Source organism: Neobacillus rhizosphaerae, from assembly GCF_937468385.1.
In the GTDB taxonomy this organism is placed as follows: domain Bacteria; phylum Bacillota; class Bacilli; order Bacillales; family Cytobacillaceae; genus Neobacillus; species Neobacillus rhizosphaerae.
On the sequence record NZ_CALBWS010000028.1, the window covers coordinates 19,359 to 44,836 of the forward strand.

A 25,478-nucleotide genomic window follows, 5' to 3' on the forward strand; every position below is an offset into this window, starting at 1 on the left:
CCGCAGAAGCGAAGCGACGAGGAGGCTCCCCGGCACGCCCGCGGAAAGCGAAGCGCCTGGAGCGCAAATCAACAGACCTGTTGTAAGGCCTATATATTAATAATTTTTTCACAAATTAACGCGGTGAATTGTTAAAGAAAGCGAATAAAAAAAGGCTATCGAAAGTTTTTCGACAGCCTGACAGGATTCCAAATATACGGAATCCTGTTTTTATTATTTAACTTATTTATACTTCTTCGTCAACATGGTGGTCATCGCAACAATTACATTTTGAGTAAAGCACTGTTACTTTTTCATCTTCAAAATGATCAATAGTAGAGTTACATGTTTGGCATACAAGAGTACCCATCTGTTCAATCCCCTTTTCTTTAATGAATGATCATAATATGAAAGCGCTTAAACATCCTTAATACAATAATAATATATCACATTTGAAATTTCAAGCCTAATTTGTATGTCACAATTAAAAATATTTCATCAAAAAAGGCCCCATTCAGGCCTCTTCGGTAATTTTTATTCATATTGAGTGACAAAAGGAATGGACGGAAGTGTATCGCGAAAAAACTCAGCTAAATCTGCGGCCTGTTGTTTATCTGGGATCCGGAATACGGTTTGAAGGTAGTCTATGTCTTCAATATCTTTTGGATCGAGGAGGGTTGAACGTCCAGTTTGCATGCAGATTACAAGTGGCTTTCCAAAAAACATATTGGTATATACAATTCCAAAGTCATAACGGGTATCTTCTGTGGTAAATCCAATAAACCTCACTTTTGTGTTTTCGTGCTCATCATAGAGCTTATCAAAAAGTTCCATTTGGCTCCTCCTTTTCTTTAAATATTTAGAATATTATTATAATTCATTTTCAGCAGAATAACAAGAAACTTGGCAATTTATTTCTATAAGTGTTGTCAGCACTTTTTATTCAATGCTAGAATAGAGGAGCATATATCATGGACCAATAGGGGGGTAATGATGATGGCTGATAATTCATTTATTAAGCTTGTGCCTTCATCTGCAAAACAAACAGTAACCATTGATGAGGTTAAGGAGCTAATTCATTATTATAAAAATATTACTGTAAAAACGGGAACCCAATTGAATTGGCAATACGGAGAAAATGCTTTTCCGTACGCCATGAAAGAAACCGAGGAAGGTAAAGGAAAATGGTTTTACTTACAATCTAACCATGAACGCTACAATACTATATTAATAGGTGTTGATACGGAAACCGTTAGAAGTGAAGATGGCGTAGAAAGCGAACAAACATACATACAGGTCACACTACCTGACCAATCCACATTTGGTGACAAAGGAAAGGCAAATGAATTTTGTAAATTTCTTGCTAAAAAACTTCAAGGAGAACTACACCTTTTTAACGAAAGAATCATGTATTACTACCCAAGAAAGTAAAGGCGAAACCGGCTCCATAAAGGAGCTTTTTTAATGGATAAATTGTGCCAATGTATAATGAATCGAAGTATAAATAACCAAGCTTAATGAAGTGATAAAAAGAGTTTTCCTTACTGATTTTGTCACATGGTTTCCAATTATGAAAGCTAAATAAAAAAATATAAAAAACATCAAGACCTTATATATCAGTTGATCATGCTTTGATAACCATTCAATAAAAGTATATCCACTCCAAATGAAAAACTGTAAAATTATCACAAGATAAGCCTTCATATCATCACCACTCATCATACATTAATCATTCTTTCATACTCAAACCTTTGTGGTTAAGTATATGTGATAAATCTGTTAGTTAGATATTTTTTCCCTCCTCGCAAAAGTATATTCAAAAAACATAATAATATAGATAATATTCGCTTTAAAAAAGTAAAGTCCTTTTCGCATTTTTTCGAAAAGGACTTATTTTTTACATTATTTGATTACATGTATAGGAGTTCCTAAAGCAACTTCTGCTGCTTCCATTGTAATTTCACCAAGTGTTGGGTGGGCATGAATGGTCATGGCAAGATCTTCTGCTGTCATTCCAGCTTCAATGGCAAGGCCCAATTCTGCAATCATATCTGATGCACTTGCACCGGCAATCTGTGCTCCAATTACCAGCCCGTCTTCTTTACGAGTAATTAGTTTTAAGAATCCATCACCACTGTCCAAGGATAAGGCACGACCATTTGCAGCAAATGGGAATTTAGCCGCAATTACAGCGATACCTTCATCTTTAGCCTGCGTTTCTGTATAACCGACTGAAGCTAATTCAGGTTCGGAGAAAACAACCGCCGGAATTCCTAAGTAATCAATTACTGAAGCGTGGCCAGCAATTGCCTCAGCAGCAATTTTGGCTTCATATGATGCCTTATGTGCTAATTGAGGACCCTGAACAACATCACCAATGGCGTAAATATTGCTAATATTAGTACGGCATTGTTTGTCGATTTCAATAATCCCGCGATCACTTACTTTAACACCAACTTGTTCAAGACCCATCTCATCAGTGTTAGGACGGCGTCCAACCATTACAAATACATAATCAGCCTCGAGTTTCATTTCTTCGCCTTTTGATTCGAAGGTTACAATTACACCATTTTCAGTTTCTTCTACGCCCTTAGCCAATGCTTTTGTATAGAATTCCGCACCTTTTTTCTTCATGCTGCGCTTAACAAGTGCAGCCATTTGCTTATCAAAAATTCCAAGACCTAGGATTTCATCTGCACCCTCTAAGATGGTGACTTGGCTACCAAAGTTTGCGTATGCACCGCCAAGTTCAATTCCGATTACACCGCCGCCGATGACAACGATTTTTTTCGGAATTTCTGCTAGGTTAAGTGCTCCTGTAGAATTAAGAACGCGTTTTGAATATTTAAATGTTGGCAGCTCAATTGGACGAGATCCAGTTGCAATAATCGCATTTTTAAAGGTATAGGTTTGCGCAGAATTATCGTCCATTACACGAAGTGTATTAGCATCCACAAAGTATGCTTCACCACGAACAATGTTCACTTTATTTCCTTTTAATAACCCTTCAACACCACCAGTTAACTTTTTCACGATTCCGTCTTTAAATTGTTGAACCTTTGAAAAATCAACTTTTACATTTTCAGCTGTAATTCCGAATGCTTCAGAATGTATCGCTGTTTCGTAGCGGTGACCTGCTGAAATCAATGCTTTGGATGGAATACAGCCAACATTTAAACAAACACCGCCTACATATTCCTTTTCAACAATCGTTACTTTTTGTCCAAGCTGTGCTGCCCGAATCGCGGCAACATAACCCCCAGGACCTGCACCAATTACTATAGTATCTGTTTCAATCGGGAAATCTCCTACGACCATTTTATTACGCCTCCATTAACAATAGTTCTGGATCGTTCAATAAACGTTTAATATGATTCAATGCATTTTGTGCTGTTGCACCATCAATCATGCGGTGGTCAAAGCTTAAGGAAAGGGCCAATACAGGTGCAGCAACAATTTCTCCATCTCTTACAATTGGTTTTTCAGCGATTCTTCCTACACCCAAGATAGCTACTTCTGGGTGGTTAATAACAGGAGTAAACCATTGTCCACCTGCTGAACCAATATTTGAGATCGTACATGACGCACCCTTCATTTCGTTAGGTGCAAGCTTTCCGTCACGAGCTTTTCCTGCAAGTTCATTAATTTCATTAGAAATACTGAAAACAGACTTACGGTCCGCATCTTTTACTACCGGAACTAATAAGCCTTTTTCCGTGTCAGCAGCAATTCCAATATTATAGTAGTGCTTATGGATAATCTCACTTGTTGCATCATCAAGAGACGTATTAAGCGCAGGGAATTCACGTAATGCACTTGTTAATGCTTTTACGATATATGGTAAGAAAGTAAGCTTAATGCCTTTAGCAGCAGCCACTTCTTTGAATTTTTTACGATGAGCAACAAGTTTCGTTACATCTATTTCATCCATTAGTGTTACGTGTGGAGCTGTATGTTTTGAGTTAACCATTGCTTTTGCAATTGCTTTACGAATACCGCTCATTTTCTCACGAGTTTCAGGATATTCACCTTGCGGGATAGGTGCTGCTTTAGTTTCTGCATGATTTACAGCTTCAGGAGCTGGAGCTTGAGCCAGCGGTGCTACTGCTTGAGCTCCACCGGTTAAGAATGTTTCAATATCAGTTTTCACGATACGTCCGTTTTTACCTGTTCCAGCAACTAAACCAATTTCTACCCCTTTATCACGGGCAAATTTCCGGACAGATGGCATAGCAATAATACGGTGATTTGGATCAACTTCTGTTTGTGGTTGTACAGATGGTGTAGCTGCAGCAGGTGTGACCTGCGGTGTAGCCTCTGGTGCTGGTGCAACTGCCTTTTCTTCTTGTTTAGGCTCATCATCACTATGATCACCTTTAAATTGCAAGTTTTCGTATCCTGGTGCATCAAAGGTGACGAGAACCTGTCCAACTGTAGCAACGGTTCCTTCTCCAATTAAAACTTCAATAACTGTTCCTTCGACAGGGGAAGGAATTTCAACAACTGCTTTATCATTTTGTATTTCACAAAGTACATCATCTTCTTGGACTTTATCGCCAGGCTTGATAAACCATTTAACGATTTCGCCTTCGTGAATTCCTTCACCGATATCAGGCATTTTAAATTGAAATGACACTGAAACTCATCCTCCTATTTTTTCCATCTGGTTCTTCCATTATTTATGAGCAAGAGGGAAACAGTATAAACTATTTCCCAAGTCTCTTAGAACGTTAAAACTTTTTTAGCTGTTTCAATTACATCTTTATAATTTGGTAACCAAACAGATTCAGCTTGTGGGAAAGCAAATATTGTATCTGGTGCTGCCACACGCAATACTGGTGCTTCTAAGTTTAAAATTGCACGATCGTTAATTTCAGCTACAACGTTTGCCGCAATACCAGCTTGTTTTTGCGCTTCTTGAACAACAATTGCACGACCTGTTTTTTCAACAGAGGCAATTATGGTTTCAATATCAATCGGACTTACTGTACGTAAGTCAATTACTTCAGCAGAATACCCTTCTTTCTCAAGTTCTTCTGCTGCTTTCAATGACTCGTGAACCATTGCACCATAAGTAACAATTGATATATCGGTCCCTTCACGTTTCACTTCCGCTTTTCCTAGTGGAATGGTGTATTCCTCTTCAGGAACTTCTTGACGGAAAGAACGGTATAACTTCATATGCTCAAGGAAAATAACCGGATCATTGTCACGGATTGATGAAATGAGAAGCCCTTTAGCATCATATGGAGTTGATGGAATAACAACCTTTACACCAGGTTGTTGAGCCATAAGACCTTCTAAGCTGTCCGCGTGCATATCAGGTGTATGTACGCCACCTCCAAATGGTGAACGAAATGTTACAGGAGCATTGAATTTGCCTCCTGTACGATAACGAAGTCGAGCTGCTTGACCAGAAATGGAATCCATAACTTCATATACAAAACCGAAGAATTGAATTTCTGGAACTGGACGGAAGCCTTGTAAACTAAGACCGACCGCTAAACCGCCGATTCCTGATTCAGCAAGTGGTGTGTCAAAGACACGATCTTCGCCAAATTCGTTTTGCAAACCTTCTGTCGCACGGAATACACCACCGTTTACGCCCACATCTTCTCCGAAAACTAATACATTCGGGTCATTACGCAATTCCGTACGCAATGCATCAGTAATTGCTTGAATCATCGTCATTTGAGCCATGGCTTACTTCGACTCCTTTTCTTTATATATTTCATATTGTTCTTTTAAGTTATGAGGCATTTCTTCAAACATAATAGACATTAAATCGGTAACCTTTTGTTTAGGTGCACCGTCCGCCTTTTTAATGGCCTCTTTAATATCTTCCTTCGCTTTTTCGATTACCTCATTTTCTTTGTCCTCGCTCCAGAGACCTTTCGTTTCAAGGAATTTCCGGAAACGAACTAGCGGATCTTTCTTTTCCCATTCATTGTCAAGGTCAGCTGTACGGTAACGAGTTGGATCATCTCCAGCCATTGTATGTGGACCATAACGGTATGTTAAGGTTTCAATCAGTGTAGGTCCTTCACCATTAATCGCACGCTCACGGGCATCACGAGTTGCCGCATAAACAGCTAATGGGTCCATACCGTCAACTACGATACCTGGGATTCCGGCTGCGACTGCCTTTTGAGCAAGCGTCTTCGCTGCAGATTGTTTATCAACAGGAGTTGAAATAGCAAAACGGTTGTTTTGAATAATAAAGATAGCTGGTGCTTTAAACGCACCTGCAAAGTTCATTCCTTCATAGAAATCCCCTTGAGAAGTTCCACCGTCTCCTGTGTACGTGATAGCAACTGATTTTGCTCCGCGTTTTTTCATTCCAAGTGCCACACCAGCAGTTTGAACGTATTGAGCACCAATGATGATTTGAGGAATAGCTACATTGACTCCTTCAGGAATCTGTCCACCTTCCAAATGTCCTCTTGACCATAAAAATGCTTGGTATAAGGGCAATCCATGCCAAACAATTTGTGGTACATCACGGTAACCTGGCAAAATAAAATCTTCTTTTTCAAGTGCGAATTGAGATGCTAACTGTGATGCTTCTTGCCCAGCTGTTGGAGCATAGAAACCTAATCTTCCTTGGCGATTTAAAGAAATGGAACGTTGGTCAAGAATTCTTGTATACACCATACGGCGCATTAATTCTTGAAGCTGCTCATCTGTTAAATCCGGCATTGCTGCTTCGTTTACAACTTCGCCATCTTCATTTAATATTTGAAGCGTTTGAAATTGATCTTCTACTACATCGAGTGCTTTATTGACATCAAGCTTGGCGTTCTTAGTTTTAGAAGTCATTTTGGTCACCTCTTCCTTTCGATTCAGGGCTAAATTTTAAGATATTAATTCACCTTGTTAGATTACCCAAAAAACTTTCGAATAAAATCTTGATGGGATTAGCCATCTTCTTTTTATCGTTGTTTTTTGAAAAAGCTTGTGATATTACATAGGATTGTGCTCGCCTAGGTCTTCAAAGTTCTAAACAATAGTTTTTCACAGAAAAGACAAGATAAAACAAAAAGTGTCTTCATTCTACCAATATCTTATTCTGTATCATTATTTTATGTAACATCAATAATACAACTTTTTAACTCATTTATGAGTTTACACCATTCAATTTCACTCGTCAAATACTACGTACTATAATTTTTCAATACAATCATACTAAAAACAATAAATGTAAAATCCTCAACTGTATCACTTTGAAACAATATCTGTTATATAAAATTTCACCAATTTGTCACTTGTTATAATATAGAAAAAATCGGCTGTTTTCAGCCGATTTCTATTGTTAGATACTTATTTATTCAATTTTAAGCCTGCCATTTTATAAAATAACAGCTTCTTTTCGTTGTATTGTTCTGTAAGCTTATTAAAGTTTTCATTTGCCGCATAAACCTTTTTATACGTTCCATTTAGTTTGTTTATTTGTGCTTCAAGTTCATTTAGGGAAAGGTTCTTATTCTTGAACATCCGGTATAATTCTTCATCATATGTTAAGGCTACTGAATATTCCTTGTACAGGACTTCATGTGCTTGATATCTTTGCATCATAATATCATATAATTCATTTGCTGATTTGGAAATTTTAGTGTCAGTAATTTTTCCTTTTATGTCCGCCACTTTCTTAAATTCCTTCTCAGATTCCTTGAGACTATTTGTTTCTTTTTCCATATGTTCTTTTCTTTTTTCAGTTACCTGGAGTGCTTCATCTGAAATCTTGACTATTTGGTCATATTCTTTCATACCAAGCCCAATAATCTGGTCATATAGGTCTTTTTCTTTCTTTTCTAAGGTAACAAGAGGGTTCTGCTGCTCCTCAAAAGTCTTTTCCTTTTTTACAACATTTTCTAATACATCATAAATCTTTTCAACAGGCGTCTTTTTTGCAGCGCACCCTGATAAAATGAAAATAATAGCAATAAAAAATATAACAAATCGATTTTTTTCAAAATATAACACTTTTCAACCTCCTAACTACTACCACTTCTTACTATATCGGTACTTAGGTTGTTTGACAATATACTGTGCCAAAAGCGTGCAGATTTTGGATGTTCCAACCACAATCAATGATTAACATTTTAACTATTGTTTGATAGACTAATGATTGTAAATAATTATATGAAACACAGGAGTGAAGGTTCATGTTAACGATGGAGGATATCATTAGAGATGGCCATCCCACACTTAGAAAAGTGGCTTCTGAAGTCGCCATGCCGCCATCAGAAGAGGATAAACAGACGCTATCCAGCCTTATAGAATACGTAATTAATAGCCAGAATAACGAAATCGCTTCACAATATGGCCTGCGTCCAGGAATCGGATTAGCTGCACCGCAAATAAATATTTCAAAACGGATGATTGCTGTTCATCTTACGGACGATAAAGGAATCCTTTATAGCTATGCGTTATTTAACCCTAAAATTATTAGTCATTCTGTTGAAAAGGCATATTTACAATCAGGTGAAGGCTGTCTCTCAGTGGATGAAGCTATTCCAGGCCTTGTCCCGAGACATGCTAGGGTAACTGTCAAAGGGATTAATTTAGCGGGTGAAGAAGTTAAACTTCGATTAAAAGGTCTACCAGCGATTTGCTTTCAGCATGAAATCGATCATTTGAATGGAGTAATGTTTTATGACCATATTGATAAACATGATCCATTATTACCGATTGAAGGCGCCACTGTCATTGAAAGATAGAAAAGCATCGGCTCTTAGCTTTTGCTTCCTTTTTACCACGCATTAACGGGCAGTATAAACCACAATTCATGGGTTAGCTTTAACATAAAGCGTAATTTATGGTTCAACTGCCCGAAATAGCCTAATTGGTGCAACTACCAATCAGAGGGCGAAGAAAACCCCCACTGATTGGTAGTTGGACCTTAGATCAGCTGTAATTTTTTAAGACCGTTCCAGATACCATTCTCAGAAACATCATTAGTAATAAAATCGGCAAGCTCTTTCGCTTCAGGAACACCATTTCCCATGGAAACACCCGTTCCAACTGCTTCCAGCATTTCTAAATCATTCAAACCATCCCCAAAGGCATAGACATCCTTCAATTGAAAACCTAACCGTTCAATCATTTTTTTAATACCTTCCGCTTTCGAGCCGCCTTTTGGTAAAACATCGACAGAATAGGTATGCCATCTTATGAAATTAAATTGCGGGAAGTCTGTAAAATAGTTCTCTTCCTCCCCTTCTTTACAAAATAGCAGCGACTGGTACATTTTTCGATTGAGATAAAAAGAGGCATCTTTCTCTGGATGTAAAAAATTTAAACTACCCAAACTGGTTTCAATAAAAGAGTGGTGCTCTACACTTGCCTTCATCGTTTTTTCGTTCATGAAAACAACTGGGTGATTATTTTCCTTAGCATTTTGAAAAAGTTTAATTAGTGCAAATTCATTCAAAGGATTTTCATATATTACTTCATTTTCAAAAACGACGAATTGTCCATTAAAGCTTACGAAAGAATCAATTTCAAGTTCTTCGCGTAAACTCTCAAACATAAACGGCGCTCTGCCGGTGGCAATCGCAACAAAGACACCGTTTTCCTTTAATAACTTGATTGCTTTTTTCGTACTTGCTGGAAGACTTTTTTCATGATCAAGCAATGTACCGTCTATGTCAAAAAAGACTATTTTTTTCATTCTTAATAAAGCTCCTTTCAGTAAATCCATGCAGCTCAATGCCATTCTCTTTAAAAAAGACTAAACCTTACTATAATAAATGTCAATTTCTTTATCGGTCACCTAAATTCCATGATTAACCATGAAAGAATCAGCATTTTCATCATATAATAATAGAAAAAAGACTCTCTTTGATAAAAAAATTTCAATTATCTGCCATTGGTAGCTTTACATTGGACAAGGTTCGTATAAAATAAGAGGTAAGGAGATGATCCACTATGTTAAAGAAGCTCAGGAAGAAGCTCTTAAAACAGTGGAAAGATTTACTACGAAAAAAATCCATTGCCTAAATATTTTTAAGGGCCCTTCAAACTTGCGAAGGGCTCATTCGTTATTGTAAATTGTTAACCAGCGGCACTTTTTACATACTTTTCTTATTTATTGAAGGGCTTTTAAAGAAAATAAATGAAAAAGATGAAAATGTTTTATATAATAGAAAAAGTTATGAATTAGTTAGGAGCGAAATTATCATGATATTTAAGGTATATTATCAGGAAAGCATCAAGGAAGTTCCAGTTAGAGAAAACACTAAAACCCTCTTTATAGAAGGAGAATCGGTAAGAGATGTCCGCTCGAAAATTGCTGATCGCGGGTTTAATGTTGAATTTGTTCGAGAAGTTAAAGGAGCCTATTTAGAATATGAACAACAAAATGAAGACTATAAAGTATTGGAGATTGGATAATTTATGAAATTTGTAAAAAATGATCAAACTGCGGTTTTTGCTCTAGGCGGTTTAGGTGAAATCGGCAAAAACACGTATGCAGTTCAATTCCAGGATGAAATCATTTTAATCGATGCCGGGATAAAGTTCCCTGAAGATGAACTATTAGGGATTGATTATGTGATTCCTGATTACACTTACCTCGTGAAAAACGAGGATAAAATAAAAGGCTTATTTGTGACCCACGGACATGAAGATCACATTGGCGGAATTCCTTATTTATTACGCGAGGTTAATATTCCAATCTATGGCGGCAAACTTGCCCTAGGATTAATTAAAAATAAACTAGAAGAACACGGTTTATTACGGAATGCAAAACTAATTGAAATAAAAGAAGACGATGTAATTAAATTCCGCAAAACATCGGTTACTTTTTTCCGAACCACCCACAGTATTCCTGATTCCTACGGGATTGTGGTAAAAACCCCACCAGGGCAAATTGTCCATACAGGTGATTTTAAATTTGATTTTACTCCTGTAGGTGAACCTGCCAATTTAACCAAAATGGCTGAAATCGGAAAAGAAGGTGTTTTGTGCTTACTTTCAGATAGTACAAATAGCGAAATTCCAGAGTTCACCATGTCCGAACGACGTGTTGGCGAAAGCATAGATGATATTTTCCGCAAGGTAGATGGTCGAATTATTTTTGCCACATTTGCTTCTAATATCCACAGACTTCAGCAAGTAGTAGAGGCAGCTGTTGTTTATGGTAGAAAAGTAGCCGTTTTTGGTCGAAGCATGGAAGCTGCTATCAATATTGGCCTTGAATTAGGTTATATTAATGCGCCAAAGGAAACATTTATTGAAGCCAACCAAATTAATCGCTTGCCTGCAGATAAAGTCACGATTCTTTGTACTGGAAGCCAAGGGGAAGCGATGGCAGCTCTTTCAAGAATTGCAAATGGCACACACAGGCAAATTCAGATAATCCCTGGAGATACGGTGGTATTTTCATCCTCACCTATTCCAGGTAACACGATTAGTGTCAACAGAACAATTAATATGCTGTATCGAGCTGGTGCAGAAGTCATTCATGGTAAACTAAGCAATATCCATACTTCCGGACACGGCGGACAAGAAGAGCAAAAGCTAATGCTGCGTTTAATTAAGCCTAAGTTCTTTATGCCAATCCATGGTGAATACCGGATGCAAAGGATGCACGCTAAGCTTGCAGTCGATTGTGGAGTAGAAGAAGAAAATTGCTTTATTATGGACAATGGTGAAGTATTAGCACTCTCAGATGATATGGCTCAGGTAGCTGGAAAGATCCCTTCTGGTTCTGTTTATATCGATGGCAGTGGTGTTGGTGATATTGGAAATATCGTCCTACGCGACCGCAGAATCCTTTCTGAAGAAGGCTTAGTTGTTGTAGTTGTCAGCATTAATATGAAAGAATTTAAAATCGCCTCCGGTCCAGACCTAATATCACGGGGATTTGTCTATATGAGGGAATCCGGTGATTTAATCAACGATGCCCAAAATCTAATCACCAAACACTTAAATAAGGTTATGGAGCGGAAAACAAGTCAATGGTCTGAAATTAAAAATGAAATCACTGACACATTAGCACCATTCCTTTACGAAAAAACAAAACGTAGACCAATGATTTTACCTATCATTATGGAAGTATAAAAAGAAAAGCGGAAGACCTAATTAAGGTTCTTCCGCTTTTTTTCATTATTCTAAGACCTTTCTTTCAAACCGATCAAGATCAGAATCATTTCCAATTACTATTAATACATCATTAACAAAAATAGTTTCTTTTGCTTGAGGGGAGACAATGATTTCTTCTCCTCTTTTAATGGCAACAATGTTCAAACCATATTTCTTACGAATATCCATATCCATTATCGTGTGTCCGCTAAGTTTTCCATTTGCAACAATTTCCACAATACTATGTTCATCAGAAAGCTCTAGATAGTCAACTACATTACTCGACGCCATGTTGGTTGCAATTCGTTTCCCCATATCTCGTTCAGGGTGAACAACATGGTCTGCACCAATTTTCCGCAACACTTTTTCATGATAATCATTTTGGGCCTTTGCGGTAATACACCCCACCCCTAATTCCTTTAAAATAAGAGTGGTTAAGATACTTGATTGAATATCATCACCAATTGCTACAATTACATGATCGAAATTTCGAATACCAAGGCTTTTCAATACATTCTCATCCGTTGTATCACCAACAACCGCATGGGAAGCAATCATTGCGAATTCATTTACACGTTCTTCATTTACATCAATCCCTAATACTTCCATACCTTCATCAGTGAGCGTACGACATATACTTCCACCGAAGCGGCCAAGTCCAATGACAGCAAAACTTTTTTTCACAACTAACTCCTCCAGCAATATCATTTATCTAATATAATATCATTTTAGCATCATTTTATATATAGAGGGAAATCACAAGTTAATCCTGTCTATTTTGAGCTTTCTTTTTTTTATAAAAAAGTAAGCTCAAAATAGCAATAATTGCTAAAATCAATAAAATGGGCAGATTTCCGATCAGAAAAACAACTAAGCCTGATAATCCGGATAATAGCAGATTGGTACTTTTCATAAATTGTTTTTTCGTTTTTTCCCATGTATTTAGTTTATCCTTATCAATATTCGGAACTACAACCTTATTTTCGTAAAGAGTGATGGTAACAGTGGAAAGTGCTGTTTGATTCTCTAAAAATTTCATCTTACCTTCAATCGTCTCAATCTCCTCTTGAACAGCGGCTAAATCTGCGGAAATTTTTAATAAATCCTCTGTTTTGGCAGCCCCCTTCATAAAGGACAGAAGCCGTTCCTCTACGACCCTTTTTGATTTTAACCGTGAATCTAGATCAACATATTCTTCGGTTACATCCTGTCCAGTGATGTTCCTCTGCAGCACCTCTGCAGCTTGCCCTTCTGCATCATGCAAAAATTCCTGAAAATGCTTTTGCGGTATTCTAATAGTAATTCGACCGCTTACCTGCTCCTTGCCCTCTTTTGTCACATTGGATTCGGCAATATAGCCACCGAATTTTAGCGCCTTTTCTTCCAAATTTTGTACAGTTTGATTAAATTTCTTAACTCTCAACTGTAAGTCAGCTTGATAAATCACCATTTTGTTCGTTACTTCCAATTTTTCAGATCCTGTTGTTTTATTAGCCATTTCTTTCTTATCCGCGGAAATAGAGGATTTATCGCCAGACTTAGCTGAATCCATACTTCCTTCATTCATCTTTGCGCTCTTATCTTCACTACTTGCACTGCAACCAGCTAACCAAACTACCAAGGCAATAAGATAAATAGGAAACCATCTCTTTAGTTTTTGCAACTTACGACACCCCTTATTCTCTATTAGTAATGATATGCGCTGAAATTCATCTTTACTATTACCGACGATTAACTGGAGGCAAGGTTACAGGAAAACAATTATTTTTCTAAATTATCTCCATTATTTACAAATAAAACTTCCAAAGAGTGAAGCCATTTGCGGAGTTGCACAAATCCTATTAGAGGAGTTTTCCAATCAACCAAAAAAGCTGTCCGTTGAGAACAACGAACAGCTTCAGACTAATCTTCTTATTGTGTCTTTTCTATTTCATCCAAAACCCGATTGACACGTTTCTCAAGCATCTTCATACCGCTTCCGCCTGCTTGAAAATGACGGAGCTTGCCCTCGCGGTCAAAAACATAGTACGCTGGAACATATTGATTTTCAAAGACTTCTGTTAATTTATGATCACTATCGACAAAAATCGGTTGAGTTATTCCATGTTCAGCGGCCACTTGCTTAATTTCTTCCAAATTCAAGTCATTTTCAGATCGCGGCATATGAACGGCAACGACATTTAATTTTTCCTTGAAATCATCACGGAATTGATTGACCTGGGGCATGGCTTCTTTACATAAATGACAGCTAATCGACCAAAAATGAATCAAGGTTGGTTTTTCTCCGATTAAATCATCTCTGGTAACTTCACCGTTCAGCCATTCCGTGGCACCGGTTAGCTCAGGCATTGGTTCACGTAACTTCATGTTAAACCCCCTATTTTAAAATAGACCTAACTCTTAGAAAGGTTAGGTCTATCATGTTTGGTTAAATTACACGTTTAATGTAGCTTGTCCTGGCTTCCAGTTTGCTGGGCAAAGACCGCCAGTTTGCAATGCTTGAAGCACACGTAAAGTTTCATCAACGTCACGGCCAATGTTGTTGTGGTTAACAACAGAGTACATCATTTCACCTTCTGGGCTAATGATGAATAAACCGCGAAGTGCAATACCCTCTTCTTCAATTAAGACACCATAATCACGTGCAACTACATGGTTAGTATCAGCTGCTAATGGGTAATTTAAATCGCCAATTCCGTTTTCCTTACGGTCAGTTTTGATCCATGCAAGGTGAGTATGAATAGTGTCAGTTGAAGCACCAATCACAACTGCATCAAGATCATCAAACTCTTCATAACGATCGGACATCGCTGTAATTTCAGTTGGACATACAAAGGTAAAGTCCATTGGATAGAAGAACAATACTGTCCATTTATCGTTTTTCATATTTTCTTCAAGGCTTACTTTTTTAAATTCTTTATTTGGCATTACAGCATCCATTTCAAAGCGTGGCGCTTGCTTACCTACCATACGTTCTGGCATTTCAAATCCCTCCAATAAATTAAATGAGTTTTGATAGCAATTCTCAATCGCTATCCTTTTGACACTTCTCATTATAGGACTAATCTTATTTTTAGTCAATATTAAATTATAATTAATTTAAATAAATACTTATTATTAATTATAATCAAGATTTTCCCTTAATAAGTTTTGCCCTTTTCGTTCGATAATAAACTTTCGATATGTAACAATATTCCTTTTATTCTTCTTAAGTTTAACATGATTCTACAGCAGAATAAAATAAAATGCCTTGTCCCTCCTCTATAGCTGATTCCCTTTAAAACTAATATAGCTTGCTATTACCTTTACAGCCACGTCAATTGCGGCTTCATTTGGATTTAGTTTTGCATGGTGTAAACCAAATGGTGATTCGACACCAAGCCAAAACATAAGACCTGGAATCTCTTCAAGCATATATCCAAAATCCTCTCCCGTCATGGCTTCCTTGCATTTTATCACACATACATCTGTTTCCTTTTGAATATAATCGATAAACTCACTTGTAATCGACTCATTATTATAAACCTGGTGATACATAGAACCGTAGTCAATTACTGCTTCACATTCATACCCTGTCTCAATTCCTTTTACTAGCGATTCAATGCGATGCTTGACCTTCTTCATAGATTCCGGAGATAATGTCCGAATCGTTCCTTCAAGTCTTGCCTTTTCAGCAATAATATTTTGAACTGTTCCTCCAGTAATTTTGCCGATTGTTATTACGGCACTATCTAATGGGTCAACGTTCCTTGAAATGATGGTTTGCAGCTGATTGACGAGTGTGCAGGCAGCGACCACCATATCATTCGTCTGGTGAGGATAGGCGGCATGTCCTCCTTTGCCTTTAAGGTCAATAAACAATTCAGAGGTATTAGCAAATAATAAACCTTCTTTTAATGCGATGGTACCAACTGGATACTCAGGTGCGATATGTAAGGCAAGAATCATATCCGGCTTCCATTCTTGCATTTCTTCAGATTTCAACATTGGTTCAGCCCCGCCAGGTCCTTCCTCAGCAGGTTGAAAAACAAATAAGAGGTCGTCGTTGATTTGATTTCGAGCAAAATAGGTCAGCACCCCCAGAGCGATGCTCATGTGGAAATCATGGCCACAGGCATGCATTCTTAAATCATGTGTGGAGGTAAACGGTAATTCTGTTTGTTCGCTAATTGGCAGGCCATCAATATCAGTTCTGTAGCCAATTGTTTTTTGAGGATTAATACCATGAACCTTAACAAATAATCCTGTTTCCCATTTTTTAATGGTCATTCGTTCCTGCGGCAAAGACTCTAGGTAAGTTAATAAATAGGCCTGCGTCTTAAACTCTTGAAATCCAAGTTCTGGAATTTGATGAAGATCACGGCGAATTTTGATCAATGGATTCATTTAAAATACCTCTTTTCTGATATAAAAGAAGCGTGGAAAGCTCCACGCTGAAATTTCATTATAGTTGACGAAGCTCTTGCATAATTTCCGTTTTTGATTTCGTCTTTTCATCAATATCTTTGATTTTTTTTGCTGGAGTTCCTGCAACGACTGTAAAAGGAGGAACATCCTTTGTTACTACAGCTCCTGCAGCAACCACAGATCCAGTCCCAACCGTTACTCCCTCAAGCACAACAGCGTTCGCACCAATCAGAACATCATCTTCTATGACCACTGGCTTTGCTGATGGTGGCTCGATTACACCTGCTAAAACGGTTCCTGCCCCGATGTGACAGTTTTTACCTACTGTTGCTCTCCCGCCAAGGACAACTCCCATATCAATCATTGTTTTTTCCCCAATAACAGCGCCAATATTGATAACGGCCCCCATCATAATAACCGCATTATCGCCAATTTCAACCTGATCACGAATAATGACTCCCGGTTCGATCCGTGCATTAATATGTTTAATATCTAATAAAGGAATTGCAGAATTACGGCGATCATCTTCAATCACAAAATCTTCAATTTTCGCTTTGTTCGCTTCTAATACCGTATTGATTTCAGACCATTCACCAAAGACAACGCCTGTATTACCATTAATAAAAGCTTTAGAATAACTTCCAAAATCAATGTTCGCTAAATCCCCTTTTAAATATACCTTTACCGGTGTAGATTTTTTACTATTTTGAATAAAAGAAATAATTTCATTTGCATCCATCATTTTCATATAGTAACCCCCTAATGTATGTAATAAAAAAAGCGGAAGCGCTTTGGTCTTCCTAAATGCGAGAAAGCGAAGCGTTCTCTAGCCAAGCAAACGTTCTCTAACATATGAAGTTTGAACTTTGATTCATATATTAGTGGTTATTTGACCTCGAGGCGCTAGCCGCTCCAGCTAGACTATAGAAAATACTTTAACAAACAAAAGGAATGAAAACAAGAAAAACACCCTTACTCTTCTGAAGATTCAGCGATATGCTCCTTAATTAGTTCCACAAACGCTTGCACTTGCTTTAATTGGAAGGCGGACTCATATCCCAACAGCCAGGTATCACGTTTTAACGGTTCGTTGTTCTCATCAACAAGGGGTATTTTGAAAATATCCCTTTCCGCTTTTGTTAAAGTAATGGCTGGCAAAATAGCGTAGCCGATTCCATTAAAGGCCATTTGTTTGCATGTCTCAATTTGGTCAACAACAACGGTTCTTTTCGGTGATGTTTTAAAGTTGCGCATCCACCAATCCTGAATCTCCTGGTAATAATTCGAATCACTTTTAAATTGAATAAAGGGACGATCAGTATTAATTACTTGGTCAGGAGTAGTAATCTCTCGGTCTACCAAATAAAGCGGATCGTTAAAAAGATGTACCTTTACACCTTTCCAATCTGGCGTTCCACGAATAATCCCTATATGGACTTGGTCATCGTATAAACATTTAAGAATTTCGCTGCTCCATCCCGTCACAAGAGAAATTTTTGCCTGGGGATATTTATCAATAAACTTCTTTAAAACTTGTGGAAGCCAATTTTGCCCCACAATAGAAGCTACCGCAATTTTCAAGGTGCCTGACACCCCAGATTGCAAGGAATGTATGGTTTCACGAACCTTTTCCTGTTTTTTAAGTACTTCGTTTACAAAATCAATCACATGCTCTCCTGCCGGGGTAAGGGACAGTCCTTTTTGTGAGCGGATAAATAGCTTTGTACCCCAGTCTTTTTCGATTGTCTGTAAGCGCTGTGAAAGGGCTGGCTGCGAAACAAACAGCCGTTCCGATGCTTTGCGCATATTCATTTCCTGTGCTAAAACGGATAATAATTGAAATTCAGATAATGAGGACAAGGCAATACCTCTTTATTATTTTTCTTTTTATTATAAAGCGCATTAAAAAAAGTTTCATTCATTTATTAATAAAAGCTCTGTGCGGTTACACAGAGCTTTCATTCTTTTTTTGGAGCCTGAACATTATTTTATTATTTTTTAAACCTTTTTACGATTTTATTTAATTGGTTTAAGACCGTGCTTCTTGGCAAAATTCCTTCAAAAAATCCATCCTCTGTTTCTACACACAAAAACGGATGGTTTACTAGTAAATCAAGACAGATGAAAATCGAAGCAGAAATTTTAACTCGAGGTATTGACTTTCTCATAACCTCTTCAACTCGTTTATTTTCAAGTTGTTCAAATTCAATTCGTTCAAGACCAAGAATCGAATCCATAATAATGGGTGCACTGATTAATCCGTGTAGTTTATAATGCGGATCCAAAACAGGAATTGCTGTATAACCACTTTTTGTTAACACCAATAGGGCATGCTCGAGATTGTTTCCGATTTGTACATGTGCAACCCGTTCGGATGGTATCATAAATTCTTTAATTGTTAGCTCTAAAAATTCCCCACTGGAAAGACTGATCATTGCCGAAAACTCCTCAATGTTTGTTTTGTCCCGCCTTAACGGGTAGTAACCCCCCACCACAAGACCTTGACTGAACCAAATAAGGATAAGCGGAGGATCAACTGCCCGTAAAAGTCCGATTGGTTCAACTAACTATCATTGGGGGATAAAGGAAAACCCCCAATAATGGAAGTTTCACTTAATACAAACTTATTCTATCATAGTTTTCGGTGGTCTGTGGTATATTTTTGAACCTCCTAAAAGAGAAAAAGAAAGGAACCTCTAAAGGTCCCTTATTGAATTAAATCAAATATTTCGATGGTAATCATATCAATATTATCAAATTGATATCGTTTTGGCTTTTCTTTCTCATTATATATTTCTAATTCAAATGTTTCTGTTTTTGGATGAAATGTTACTTGACACTTTCTTTCTCCATTTACCTCGAAATAGCGCTGCGCCGGTTCACCACTATTAGATTGTTCTTGAAGGTTTTTTAATCTTGTTAAGATACCTTGAAGCTGTGACATAAGCTTTTCCTCCTTTCAAACACAAAACAAACTGCCTACAGTTATGTTTCTCATTTGGCATGTTTCTATCCTGATGGATTTTTTTCAGGATTTTTCAAATGAATCTTTTTGTATGCCAATATTAAAAGAATAAAATAACGTTCTTCATTTGTCCAAGCAAAAATGAAAATTTAGCTATTTTTTTTCTTAAATGAACAAAAAAAATAGGCCTCAAAAGGCTTGAGACCTATTTATTAAAAAATAATCGCTACAAACAGGATAATAAAAAGGAGCAAAGCAAAAAAGATTATATAGGCTAAGAAAATCGGATTTCTTAAATAAACATTCTCTTTTACTGGTTTAGCCATTTTGGTATCAATATCTCCTTCAACCGCCTTTTGCTGTCTTGCAACTGACAATGTATATAGTAGTGAAACCGCAAGTGTACCGAAAATTGCAATCGCAAGGATATTGACAAAAAGATTCATGAGCAAGACTCCTTCTAATGAAAGTTACCATTAAAATGCCACGCAATGAATCAATCTATACAGTGCATTCTTAAAGTAATTGGTCGTGTTCAAATAAATATTGATAAGACAGATCGATAAATAAATAATCGTTCCCATTCATTGGAAATGAAAAAGTTCGGATCGTTTCTCCCGTTTCAATATCACAATACAAATCAGATAGTATTCCCTTTTGTTCATGTCGCATCTTTATGATGTTTTCCAAAAAATAAGGCCGCCAACTCCAATTTTTGTCGATGTATTCAGACTGTGAACTCCAGCCACTTTTACTTTTAATTATATTGGCTGATTTTTGAAACCCATCACCATCACAAACATACATCCGAAAAGCCATTTGGTCCATTTCCTTTATTAAAGCTTGAAATAATTCTTCATAGCCAGCTTTTCTGTTTTTGAAAACCATTTCCTGAACCTTTGCCTGAAAATATTCCGCCGTATTAAACACAGCTTCCAATTTTCTCTTTTCATACGAAATAAAATCATGGAATTTTTCTTTCAAGCGATATTTTAATAAGTCACGCTGAATAAATTCAGCCGAGGGTGGATGTAAATAGTAACCCTGATAGTAGCGGCCGCCGTTTTTCCACGCAAACTGCAACTGATAACTCATTTCTATATTTTCAAACAATAGCGTGGCACCAATTTTCCTAGCCAAAAGTGACAAAGAGAACAAAACATCATTAAAATTCATTCCTGTGGCTGAAGATTTCAATGCTTGGAGGTTAATTTTTAAAATATTCGGGTCAAGCTGACCAATCCGTTCAAAATTAGGACTTTCGCTATCAATACTTGCAATAGCAATTTTAATCCCATACGTCCGGTAATACTGCAAAAGGTGATCAAATTGATTTAAATCCCCTTGATATTTTCGTTCAGAAATTTCTAAAACGATTCGCTGTAAACGTAATCCTCTTTTTTCAAATGTTAAAAGCTCTTGTAAAAATGGTTCCCCGTGCCCATACATTAATAGCTCGGCATTTCGATTTATGAAAATACTTACATCCTCTTCAAGCTCCAGTGCTTTTTCAAGAGCTTTTCTAACGATCAGCAAATCCACTTCAAATTTATATTCATCCGGAATTTGATCATCTTGAAAAAAGGGGCCTAAACTTATGATATTGCCCTCTGATTGATATCTTCCCAAAACCTCATAGGCAATTACTCTTTGTTCATCGGCACTAATAATCGGTTGAAAATACGGGAAACAATTTTCAAGATCCGATAGGATTTCCAATGCATCCATCCACGTACCTCCAATAATTTATTCTCAATTTATGATACGCTTAACCGATCCTTCTCGTTCTTTTCCAAAAGGATACCATTATAGCTGCTGAGAAACAATCACATCCTATCCATAAGCACTACACAAAGGAGGATAAATCTTGAAAAAACTTTGCTTAATTACCTCAATCCTTCCACTGTTTGGATGCAGCAACTATAATGATGATTCAGAAGTGAGAGTAAAATCTGTAAATGAACAACAGGTTTCACCAATTACTGAGAAAGAGCCGATAAAAAGCTCGTCTTCAGTTAATATAACAGGTTCACCATATAAAATCACTGATCTTAAGGATCAAGTAATGAAGGTAAAAAATACAGGTAAAAAAAGCGATTTTGTTAATACCACCCCCAAAAAAGAGTCAGCAATGCTTAATGTGGTCTTAATCACTCAAAATCCTGAGCTAAAGTTTGGGTGCGAAGTGACAAGCCTGGCAATGGTCCTGCAATACGCCGGTGTGAAAACAACTAAAATGGATTTATACAACGCCATCCAAAAGGATCCAGACCCGCTAATCAAATCGCCAAACGGGAATATATTACGATGGGGAAACCCTGCTGACGGCTTTGTCGGCGATATGACCGGAAAAAGGGCCGGGTATGCTGTTTTTGAAAAACCAATGATTGCCTTAATTAATCAAAAGCTCCCTGGCCGGGCCATTAATTTAACAAACCTGCCTTTTGAACGGGTATTAGCTCATGTTTCTGCAGGGTACCCTGTTGTTGTCTGGACCACGGGGGATTACCGCCTCCCTGATAGGTGGGAATCATGGTATCACGGAAGGCAACATATTAAAACCCCACTTGATTTACATGCCGTCGTCTTGGTAGGATATGATGCCAGTTATGTCTATTTAAATGATCCATTATCCGGAAAGAAGCAAGTTAGAGTAGGAAAAGAACAGTTCATCTCTTCCTGGAAGGCATTGCAAAGCCGTGCTGTTAGTTATAAGTGAATTTAAAAAGCAGCCCCTGGCTGCTTTTTAGAATTTTTTTTGTTTTTTTGAATAATATCATACAAGTAATCTTTTTCTCTTGCAAAAATAGCTGTTTTTAAAGACAATACAAATGAACTCTTCTATTTTATAGAATGGTAAATAAAAAATAGGTTGGTAGAAAAAATGAAAAAGAAACTGACGAGGAGAACATTACTGAAACGTACATTTGGTTCATTTCTAACCGTTCTCGGGTTGAGTTCGGGGGGCTACCTTTATGCTAATCGAATTGAGCCCTCATTACTTGATATCAAGCGGCAGCATATTAAACACCCATTAATCCCGAAAAGCTTTAATGGCATAAATATAATTCAATTTAGTGATACCCACCTTGGATTTCAATACAATCTTGATCAATTCAAAAAATTAGTGAATAAGATTAATAACCTTCAGCCAGATATTATATTATTTACCGGTGATTTAATGGATGAGCCCAATAAATTTAGGGAAATCCATCAACTCTTACCAATGTTAGAAAAATTACATGCCCCGCTCGGGAAATTCTGCATTTTTGGTAACCATGACCATGGGGGCTACGGTTCTGATATTTACCGTAATATTATGGAAAGCACGAATTTCACCGTGCTTCTGAATGAATCCACATCAATAAAACTAAAGGACGGCAGCAGCATCTATCTGCTTGGAATCGATGATGCGATGTTAGGGAACCCGGATTTGCCCTTAGCGCTAAAAAATGTGCCTGATAATCAATTTAAAATTTTACTATCACATGCCCCTGACCTTGCAGATGATGCTGCGATGTATCCAATTCAGTGGCAAATCAGCGGGCATAGCCATGGCGGACAGGTAAAAATACCATTTATCGGAGCACTTATTAAACCGCCATTTGCAAAAATTTATCCAGAAGGGCTTTATTCGATTGGCGATGACCACCAGTTAACTCTTTATGTTAACAGAGGAATAGGAACAACCCGGCTTCCATTCCGCTTTATGTCAACACCAGAATTGACAATCTTTACCTTGAATTCTAACTAAAAAAAATCCTTATCACTTGTAGATAAGGATTTTTTCTTTCGATTACTATGATTCCTTCAGACATTTTTCTAGTAAAAATTTCTGCTCAATTTCATCAGCGGGGAGCGGTTTAGAATAATAAAAGCCCTGAATTTTATGACACTTGGCATTTGAAAGAAACTCAACTTGTTCAATACACTCGACACCTTCAGCAACCACTTCTAGACCTAAGCTTTTTCCTAAGTGAATGATCGTGGATGTTATCGCTGCATCCTTCTCGTCAATCAGAATATCCCTAATAAAGGACTGATCAATTTTTAATATATTTATGGGAAATTGTTTTATGTAATTTAATGATGAATACCCTGTCCCAAAATCGTCAACAGAGATGGAAATTCCCAGTTCTTTCATTTTCTTTAAAATGGGAATGGTTTCTTTTGTATCATGCATTGCTCCTTCGGTAATTTCTATTCCTAGAGAAGATGCCTTTATATTATATTTTTCAATCATGGATTGAATAAATTGAACAAGGTTAGGGTGCTGGAATTGCTTTTGGGAGATGTTAATAGCCACATGAATATCTCTATATCCCTTATCATTCCAGCATTTTATTTGCTTACAGGCATTTTCGATAACCCAATGCCCAATTGAAATAATAAGCCCAGTATCCTCAGCCAATGGAATGAACACACTTGGGGAAATCCTGCCGAACTCCCTATCATTCCAGCGAAGGAGAGCTTCGAAACTACTCACTTCTCCAGTTGCAATGTCAACTTGAGGCTGATAGAATAGGCTAAGTTCAGCTTTATCAATTGCCTTCCGTAAATGAGTCTCTAAAGTAACGATGTTCGTAAAAACAGAATTCATATCTGTACGATAAAATTGATAATGCGCCTTCCCTCGTTCCTTTACCCGAAATAGGGCTTCATCGGCATTTTTTATCAGCATTTCAGCATCCTTGCCATCATTAGGATACATACTAATGCCGATACTCGGGGAAATAAAGTACTCTTGGGAATTCAAATAAAAGGATCGTGCGAATGCAGTAAATACCTTTCGGACAAAGGCACCGGCCTCTTGTCTCCCGATATTTAAAAGTAAAATATTGAACTCATCTCCGCCAACACGATATACATAGCAATGATCATTTTGAAATCGTAGTAATCGTTCAGCCACCTTTTTTAATATTTGATCACCCGCCAGATGTCCAAGGGTATCATTTAAATATTTAAACCGGTCCAAGTCAATTGTAATTAATGCAAATTCTTCCGTTTTTCGGAGAGGCGAAAAGATATATTCATTTAAATGCTCAAGTAGAGCACTTCTATTCAGAAGTCCTGTTAGTTGATCATGAAATGACATAAATTTTATTATTTCCATATTTTTAGCCTGATCCGATAAATCCTTAAAAATGACATAAAGCCCGTTAATATCACTATGGACCACGATGGGAACGGTTTTTATTTGGACATTTAGCAGTTGGCCTTTCCTATGGATAATTTTGCAATCTAGTGATTCCATAGCATATCCTAAACAAGTTTTTTCTAATAGTGTTTTAAACTTTTCTAAATCATGATCATTGACCAAGTCATAAATAAATCGATTGGTCATTTGTTTTTCAGCATATCCTGTCAACAAAGAAGCAGCAGGATTTGCTTCAAGAATTTTTCCTTCTGGGCTAATCGTAAAAATTGCATCTAAATTATTTTCAACAATCGAGCGATATCTTTGTTCGCTTTCTATGATTTTATTTTTCTCTAGCGACCATTCAGTTACATCTCTCGTTACAGCTACCACATAACTAATTACTTTTTTATTGTTGTACACCGGGGTTAAAATCGTTTCCCCATATATTTCCTTTTGTCCATCAAAATAGAATTGATCATCAAACAAAACAATATCTTTTGTTTTTAATACTTTCTCGTATTTCTGCTGTAGGGTGTTGGCAAAATCGACCGGAAGAACTTCTTGCATGGTTTTTCCGAGCACATCAATCGAAAGATTTGCTTTCTGCATTCCTGATTCATTGACAAACAAATAGCGAAATCTAGGTCCCTTTTCCACTTTCATAACAAAAACCATATCTTGAACATGTTGAAAAATAATATCAAAAATGATTTTCTGAATCATACTATTGGTTTTCCCTAATTCTAATTCTTTAGTTAATAATCTATTTAAATTATCCATTTAATCATCCTTCAAACGAAAAAATTCCCTTTTTTCACAATAATGTTTTTACATTCTAGTATTTCTATTTTACAATTAAATTAACTGAAAGAAAGTAATTTATCGAAAATATTGATTATT

At 37.0% G+C, this 25,478-nt stretch carries 26 protein-coding genes; 6 read left to right on the forward strand and 20 right to left on the reverse strand.

Annotated features, from left to right (window positions below; genetic code table 11):
* Nucleotides 1-226: 226 nt before the first annotated feature.
* Entirely contained in the window at nt 227-349 is a 123-nt protein-coding gene (locus M5A78_RS18415; protein ID WP_248736746.1) for a GapA-binding peptide SR1P, read from the reverse strand.
* Nucleotides 350-513: 164 nt separating this feature from the next.
* Nucleotides 514-813 (reverse strand): DUF3055 domain-containing protein, encoded by a 300-nt coding sequence (locus tag M5A78_RS18420; protein WP_248736747.1) that lies wholly within the window; start codon nt 811-813, stop codon nt 514-516.
* Nucleotides 814-975: 162 nt separating this feature from the next.
* Between M5A78_RS18420 and M5A78_RS18425 the strand changes: the two genes are divergently transcribed.
* Nucleotides 976-1,410: a DUF1885 family protein gene (locus M5A78_RS18425; protein ID WP_248736800.1), complete on the forward strand. Its 435-nt coding sequence runs from the start codon at nt 976-978 to the stop codon at nt 1,408-1,410.
* A gap of 471 nt (nt 1,411-1,881) precedes the next feature.
* Here the strand turns inward: M5A78_RS18425 and lpdA are convergent, their stop codons facing one another.
* The 5 genes from lpdA to M5A78_RS18455 form a co-directional block, all read right to left on the reverse strand.
* A complete protein-coding gene (gene lpdA, locus M5A78_RS18435; protein ID WP_248736748.1) occupies nt 1,882-3,297 on the reverse strand; it encodes a dihydrolipoyl dehydrogenase in 1,416 nt (471 codons plus the stop codon).
* A 4-nt stretch (nt 3,298-3,301) separates the two neighbouring features.
* A complete protein-coding gene (locus M5A78_RS18440; RefSeq protein ID WP_248736749.1) occupies nt 3,302-4,615 on the reverse strand; it encodes a dihydrolipoamide acetyltransferase family protein in 1,314 nt (437 codons plus the stop codon).
* 86 nt (nt 4,616-4,701) lie between these two features.
* A complete protein-coding gene (locus tag M5A78_RS18445) occupies nt 4,702-5,679 on the reverse strand; it encodes an alpha-ketoacid dehydrogenase subunit beta (protein WP_248736750.1) in 978 nt (325 codons plus the stop codon).
* Nucleotides 5,680-5,682: 3 nt separating this feature from the next.
* The gene (gene pdhA / locus M5A78_RS18450) at nt 5,683-6,798 is read right to left on the reverse strand and encodes a pyruvate dehydrogenase (acetyl-transferring) E1 component subunit alpha (protein WP_248736751.1); all 1,116 of its coding nucleotides are present in this window, start codon (nt 6,796-6,798) and stop codon (nt 5,683-5,685) included.
* Nucleotides 6,799-7,299: 501 nt separating this feature from the next.
* Nucleotides 7,300-7,962: a YkyA family protein gene (locus M5A78_RS18455; protein WP_248736752.1), complete on the reverse strand. Its 663-nt coding sequence runs from the start codon at nt 7,960-7,962 to the stop codon at nt 7,300-7,302.
* Nucleotides 7,963-8,144: 182 nt separating this feature from the next.
* Here M5A78_RS18455 and def point away from each other — a divergent pair, with 182 nt between their 5' ends.
* The gene (gene def / locus M5A78_RS18460; protein ID WP_248736753.1) at nt 8,145-8,699 is read left to right on the forward strand and encodes a peptide deformylase; all 555 of its coding nucleotides are present in this window, start codon (nt 8,145-8,147) and stop codon (nt 8,697-8,699) included.
* A 182-nt stretch (nt 8,700-8,881) separates the two neighbouring features.
* Here the strand turns inward: def and M5A78_RS18465 are convergent, their stop codons facing one another.
* The gene (locus M5A78_RS18465; RefSeq protein WP_248736754.1) at nt 8,882-9,652 is read right to left on the reverse strand and encodes a Cof-type HAD-IIB family hydrolase; all 771 of its coding nucleotides are present in this window, start codon (nt 9,650-9,652) and stop codon (nt 8,882-8,884) included.
* A gap of 509 nt (nt 9,653-10,161) precedes the next feature.
* On the opposite strand from M5A78_RS18465, the gene M5A78_RS18470 reads away from it, so the two are divergent.
* Nucleotides 10,162-10,374: a DNA-dependent RNA polymerase subunit epsilon gene (locus tag M5A78_RS18470; protein WP_248736755.1), complete on the forward strand. Its 213-nt coding sequence runs from the start codon at nt 10,162-10,164 to the stop codon at nt 10,372-10,374.
* A gap of 3 nt (nt 10,375-10,377) precedes the next feature.
* Complete coding sequence (gene rnjA / locus M5A78_RS18475) at nt 10,378-12,045, forward strand: ribonuclease J1 (protein ID WP_248736756.1); 1,668 nt, start codon at nt 10,378-10,380, stop codon at nt 12,043-12,045.
* Nucleotides 12,046-12,090: 45 nt separating this feature from the next.
* On the opposite strand, the gene M5A78_RS18480 is transcribed toward rnjA, so the two are convergent.
* From M5A78_RS18480 to M5A78_RS18530, 11 genes are all read right to left on the reverse strand, one after another.
* Nucleotides 12,091-12,774: a potassium channel family protein gene (locus M5A78_RS18480; protein WP_319942319.1), complete on the reverse strand. Its 684-nt coding sequence runs from the start codon at nt 12,772-12,774 to the stop codon at nt 12,091-12,093.
* 55 nt (nt 12,775-12,829) lie between these two features.
* Complete coding sequence (locus M5A78_RS18485) at nt 12,830-13,729, reverse strand: DUF4349 domain-containing protein (RefSeq protein WP_248736758.1); 900 nt, start codon at nt 13,727-13,729, stop codon at nt 12,830-12,832.
* A gap of 248 nt (nt 13,730-13,977) precedes the next feature.
* Nucleotides 13,978-14,433 (reverse strand): TlpA disulfide reductase family protein, encoded by a 456-nt coding sequence (locus M5A78_RS18490; RefSeq protein WP_248736759.1) that lies wholly within the window; start codon nt 14,431-14,433, stop codon nt 13,978-13,980.
* 66 nt (nt 14,434-14,499) lie between these two features.
* Nucleotides 14,500-15,048, reverse strand: coding sequence for a peroxiredoxin (locus tag M5A78_RS18495; RefSeq protein ID WP_248736760.1), 549 nt, complete (start codon nt 15,046-15,048; stop codon nt 14,500-14,502).
* A gap of 279 nt (nt 15,049-15,327) precedes the next feature.
* Complete coding sequence (locus tag M5A78_RS18500) at nt 15,328-16,452, reverse strand: N-acetyldiaminopimelate deacetylase (protein ID WP_248736761.1); 1,125 nt, start codon at nt 16,450-16,452, stop codon at nt 15,328-15,330.
* Between the two features lie 58 nt (nt 16,453-16,510).
* Nucleotides 16,511-17,221 carry a 2,3,4,5-tetrahydropyridine-2,6-dicarboxylate N-acetyltransferase gene (gene dapD, locus M5A78_RS18505; protein ID WP_248736762.1) on the reverse strand — a complete coding sequence of 237 codons (711 nt, stop codon included), beginning with the start codon at nt 17,219-17,221 and terminating at the stop codon, nt 16,511-16,513.
* Between the two features lie 224 nt (nt 17,222-17,445).
* Nucleotides 17,446-18,333, reverse strand: coding sequence for a LysR family transcriptional regulator (locus M5A78_RS18510; protein WP_264760471.1), 888 nt, complete (start codon nt 18,331-18,333; stop codon nt 17,446-17,448).
* Nucleotides 18,334-18,464: 131 nt separating this feature from the next.
* Nucleotides 18,465-18,908, reverse strand: coding sequence for a cyclic-di-AMP-binding protein CbpB (gene cbpB, locus M5A78_RS18515; RefSeq protein WP_248736763.1), 444 nt, complete (start codon nt 18,906-18,908; stop codon nt 18,465-18,467).
* A gap of 272 nt (nt 18,909-19,180) precedes the next feature.
* Nucleotides 19,181-19,417 (reverse strand): YkuJ family protein, encoded by a 237-nt coding sequence (locus tag M5A78_RS18520; protein ID WP_040204715.1) that lies wholly within the window; start codon nt 19,415-19,417, stop codon nt 19,181-19,183.
* Nucleotides 19,418-19,650: 233 nt separating this feature from the next.
* The gene (locus tag M5A78_RS18525; RefSeq protein WP_248736764.1) at nt 19,651-19,884 is read right to left on the reverse strand and encodes a hypothetical protein; all 234 of its coding nucleotides are present in this window, start codon (nt 19,882-19,884) and stop codon (nt 19,651-19,653) included.
* A 70-nt stretch (nt 19,885-19,954) separates the two neighbouring features.
* Nucleotides 19,955-21,166 carry an EAL domain-containing protein gene (locus tag M5A78_RS18530; RefSeq protein ID WP_248736765.1) on the reverse strand — a complete coding sequence of 404 codons (1,212 nt, stop codon included), beginning with the start codon at nt 21,164-21,166 and terminating at the stop codon, nt 19,955-19,957.
* A gap of 139 nt (nt 21,167-21,305) precedes the next feature.
* Between M5A78_RS18530 and M5A78_RS18535 the strand changes: the two genes are divergently transcribed.
* Nucleotides 21,306-22,157 carry a C39 family peptidase gene (locus M5A78_RS18535; protein ID WP_248736766.1) on the forward strand — a complete coding sequence of 284 codons (852 nt, stop codon included), beginning with the start codon at nt 21,306-21,308 and terminating at the stop codon, nt 22,155-22,157.
* A 165-nt stretch (nt 22,158-22,322) separates the two neighbouring features.
* On the forward strand, nt 22,323-23,192 hold the full coding sequence (locus M5A78_RS18540) for a metallophosphoesterase (protein WP_248736767.1): 870 nt from the start codon (nt 22,323-22,325) through the stop codon (nt 23,190-23,192).
* Nucleotides 23,193-23,237: 45 nt separating this feature from the next.
* On the opposite strand, the gene M5A78_RS18545 is transcribed toward M5A78_RS18540, so the two are convergent.
* Nucleotides 23,238-25,358, reverse strand: a complete 2,121-nt coding sequence (locus M5A78_RS18545) for a bifunctional diguanylate cyclase/phosphodiesterase (RefSeq protein WP_248736768.1) — start codon at nt 25,356-25,358, stop codon at nt 23,238-23,240.
* Nucleotides 25,359-25,478 lie beyond the last annotated feature (120 nt).

Coding starts and splice junctions, on each gene's coding strand:
- M5A78_RS18415 (WP_248736746.1), bottom strand. CDS start 349: ATGGGTACTCTTGTATGCCAAACATGTAACTCTACTATTGATCATTTT.
- M5A78_RS18420 (WP_248736747.1), bottom strand. CDS start 813: ATGGAACTTTTTGATAAGCTCTATGATGAGCACGAAAACACAAAAGTG.
- M5A78_RS18425 (WP_248736800.1), top strand. CDS start 976: ATGGCTGATAATTCATTTATTAAGCTTGTGCCTTCATCTGCAAAACAA.
- lpdA (WP_248736748.1), bottom strand. CDS start 3,297: ATGGTCGTAGGAGATTTCCCGATTGAAACAGATACTATAGTAATTGGT.
- M5A78_RS18445 (WP_248736750.1), bottom strand. CDS start 5,679: ATGGCTCAAATGACGATGATTCAAGCAATTACTGATGCATTGCGTACG.
- pdhA (WP_248736751.1), bottom strand. CDS start 6,798: ATGACTTCTAAAACTAAGAACGCCAAGCTTGATGTCAATAAAGCACTC.
- def (WP_248736753.1), top strand. CDS start 8,145: ATGTTAACGATGGAGGATATCATTAGAGATGGCCATCCCACACTTAGA.
- M5A78_RS18465 (WP_248736754.1), bottom strand. CDS start 9,652: ATGAAAAAAATAGTCTTTTTTGACATAGACGGTACATTGCTTGATCAT.
- M5A78_RS18470 (WP_248736755.1), top strand. CDS start 10,162: ATGATATTTAAGGTATATTATCAGGAAAGCATCAAGGAAGTTCCAGTT.
- rnjA (WP_248736756.1), top strand. CDS start 10,378: ATGAAATTTGTAAAAAATGATCAAACTGCGGTTTTTGCTCTAGGCGGT.
- M5A78_RS18480 (WP_319942319.1), bottom strand. CDS start 12,774: ATGATATTGCTGGAGGAGTTAGTTGTGAAAAAAAGTTTTGCTGTCATT.
- M5A78_RS18490 (WP_248736759.1), bottom strand. CDS start 14,433: ATGAAGTTACGTGAACCAATGCCTGAGCTAACCGGTGCCACGGAATGG.
- M5A78_RS18495 (WP_248736760.1), bottom strand. CDS start 15,048: ATGCCAGAACGTATGGTAGGTAAGCAAGCGCCACGCTTTGAAATGGAT.
- M5A78_RS18500 (WP_248736761.1), bottom strand. CDS start 16,452: ATGAATCCATTGATCAAAATTCGCCGTGATCTTCATCAAATTCCAGAA.
- dapD (WP_248736762.1), bottom strand. CDS start 17,221: ATGAAAATGATGGATGCAAATGAAATTATTTCTTTTATTCAAAATAGT.
- cbpB (WP_248736763.1), bottom strand. CDS start 18,908: ATGATCAGTCTTTCCAGTGGGGAATTTTTAGAGCTAACAATTAAAGAA.
- M5A78_RS18520 (WP_040204715.1), bottom strand. CDS start 19,417: ATGTCACAGCTTCAAGGTATCTTAACAAGATTAAAAAACCTTCAAGAA.
- M5A78_RS18525 (WP_248736764.1), bottom strand. CDS start 19,884: ATGAATCTTTTTGTCAATATCCTTGCGATTGCAATTTTCGGTACACTT.
- M5A78_RS18530 (WP_248736765.1), bottom strand. CDS start 21,166: ATGGATGCATTGGAAATCCTATCGGATCTTGAAAATTGTTTCCCGTAT.
- M5A78_RS18540 (WP_248736767.1), top strand. CDS start 22,323: ATGAAAAAGAAACTGACGAGGAGAACATTACTGAAACGTACATTTGGT.
- M5A78_RS18545 (WP_248736768.1), bottom strand. CDS start 25,358: ATGGATAATTTAAATAGATTATTAACTAAAGAATTAGAATTAGGGAAA.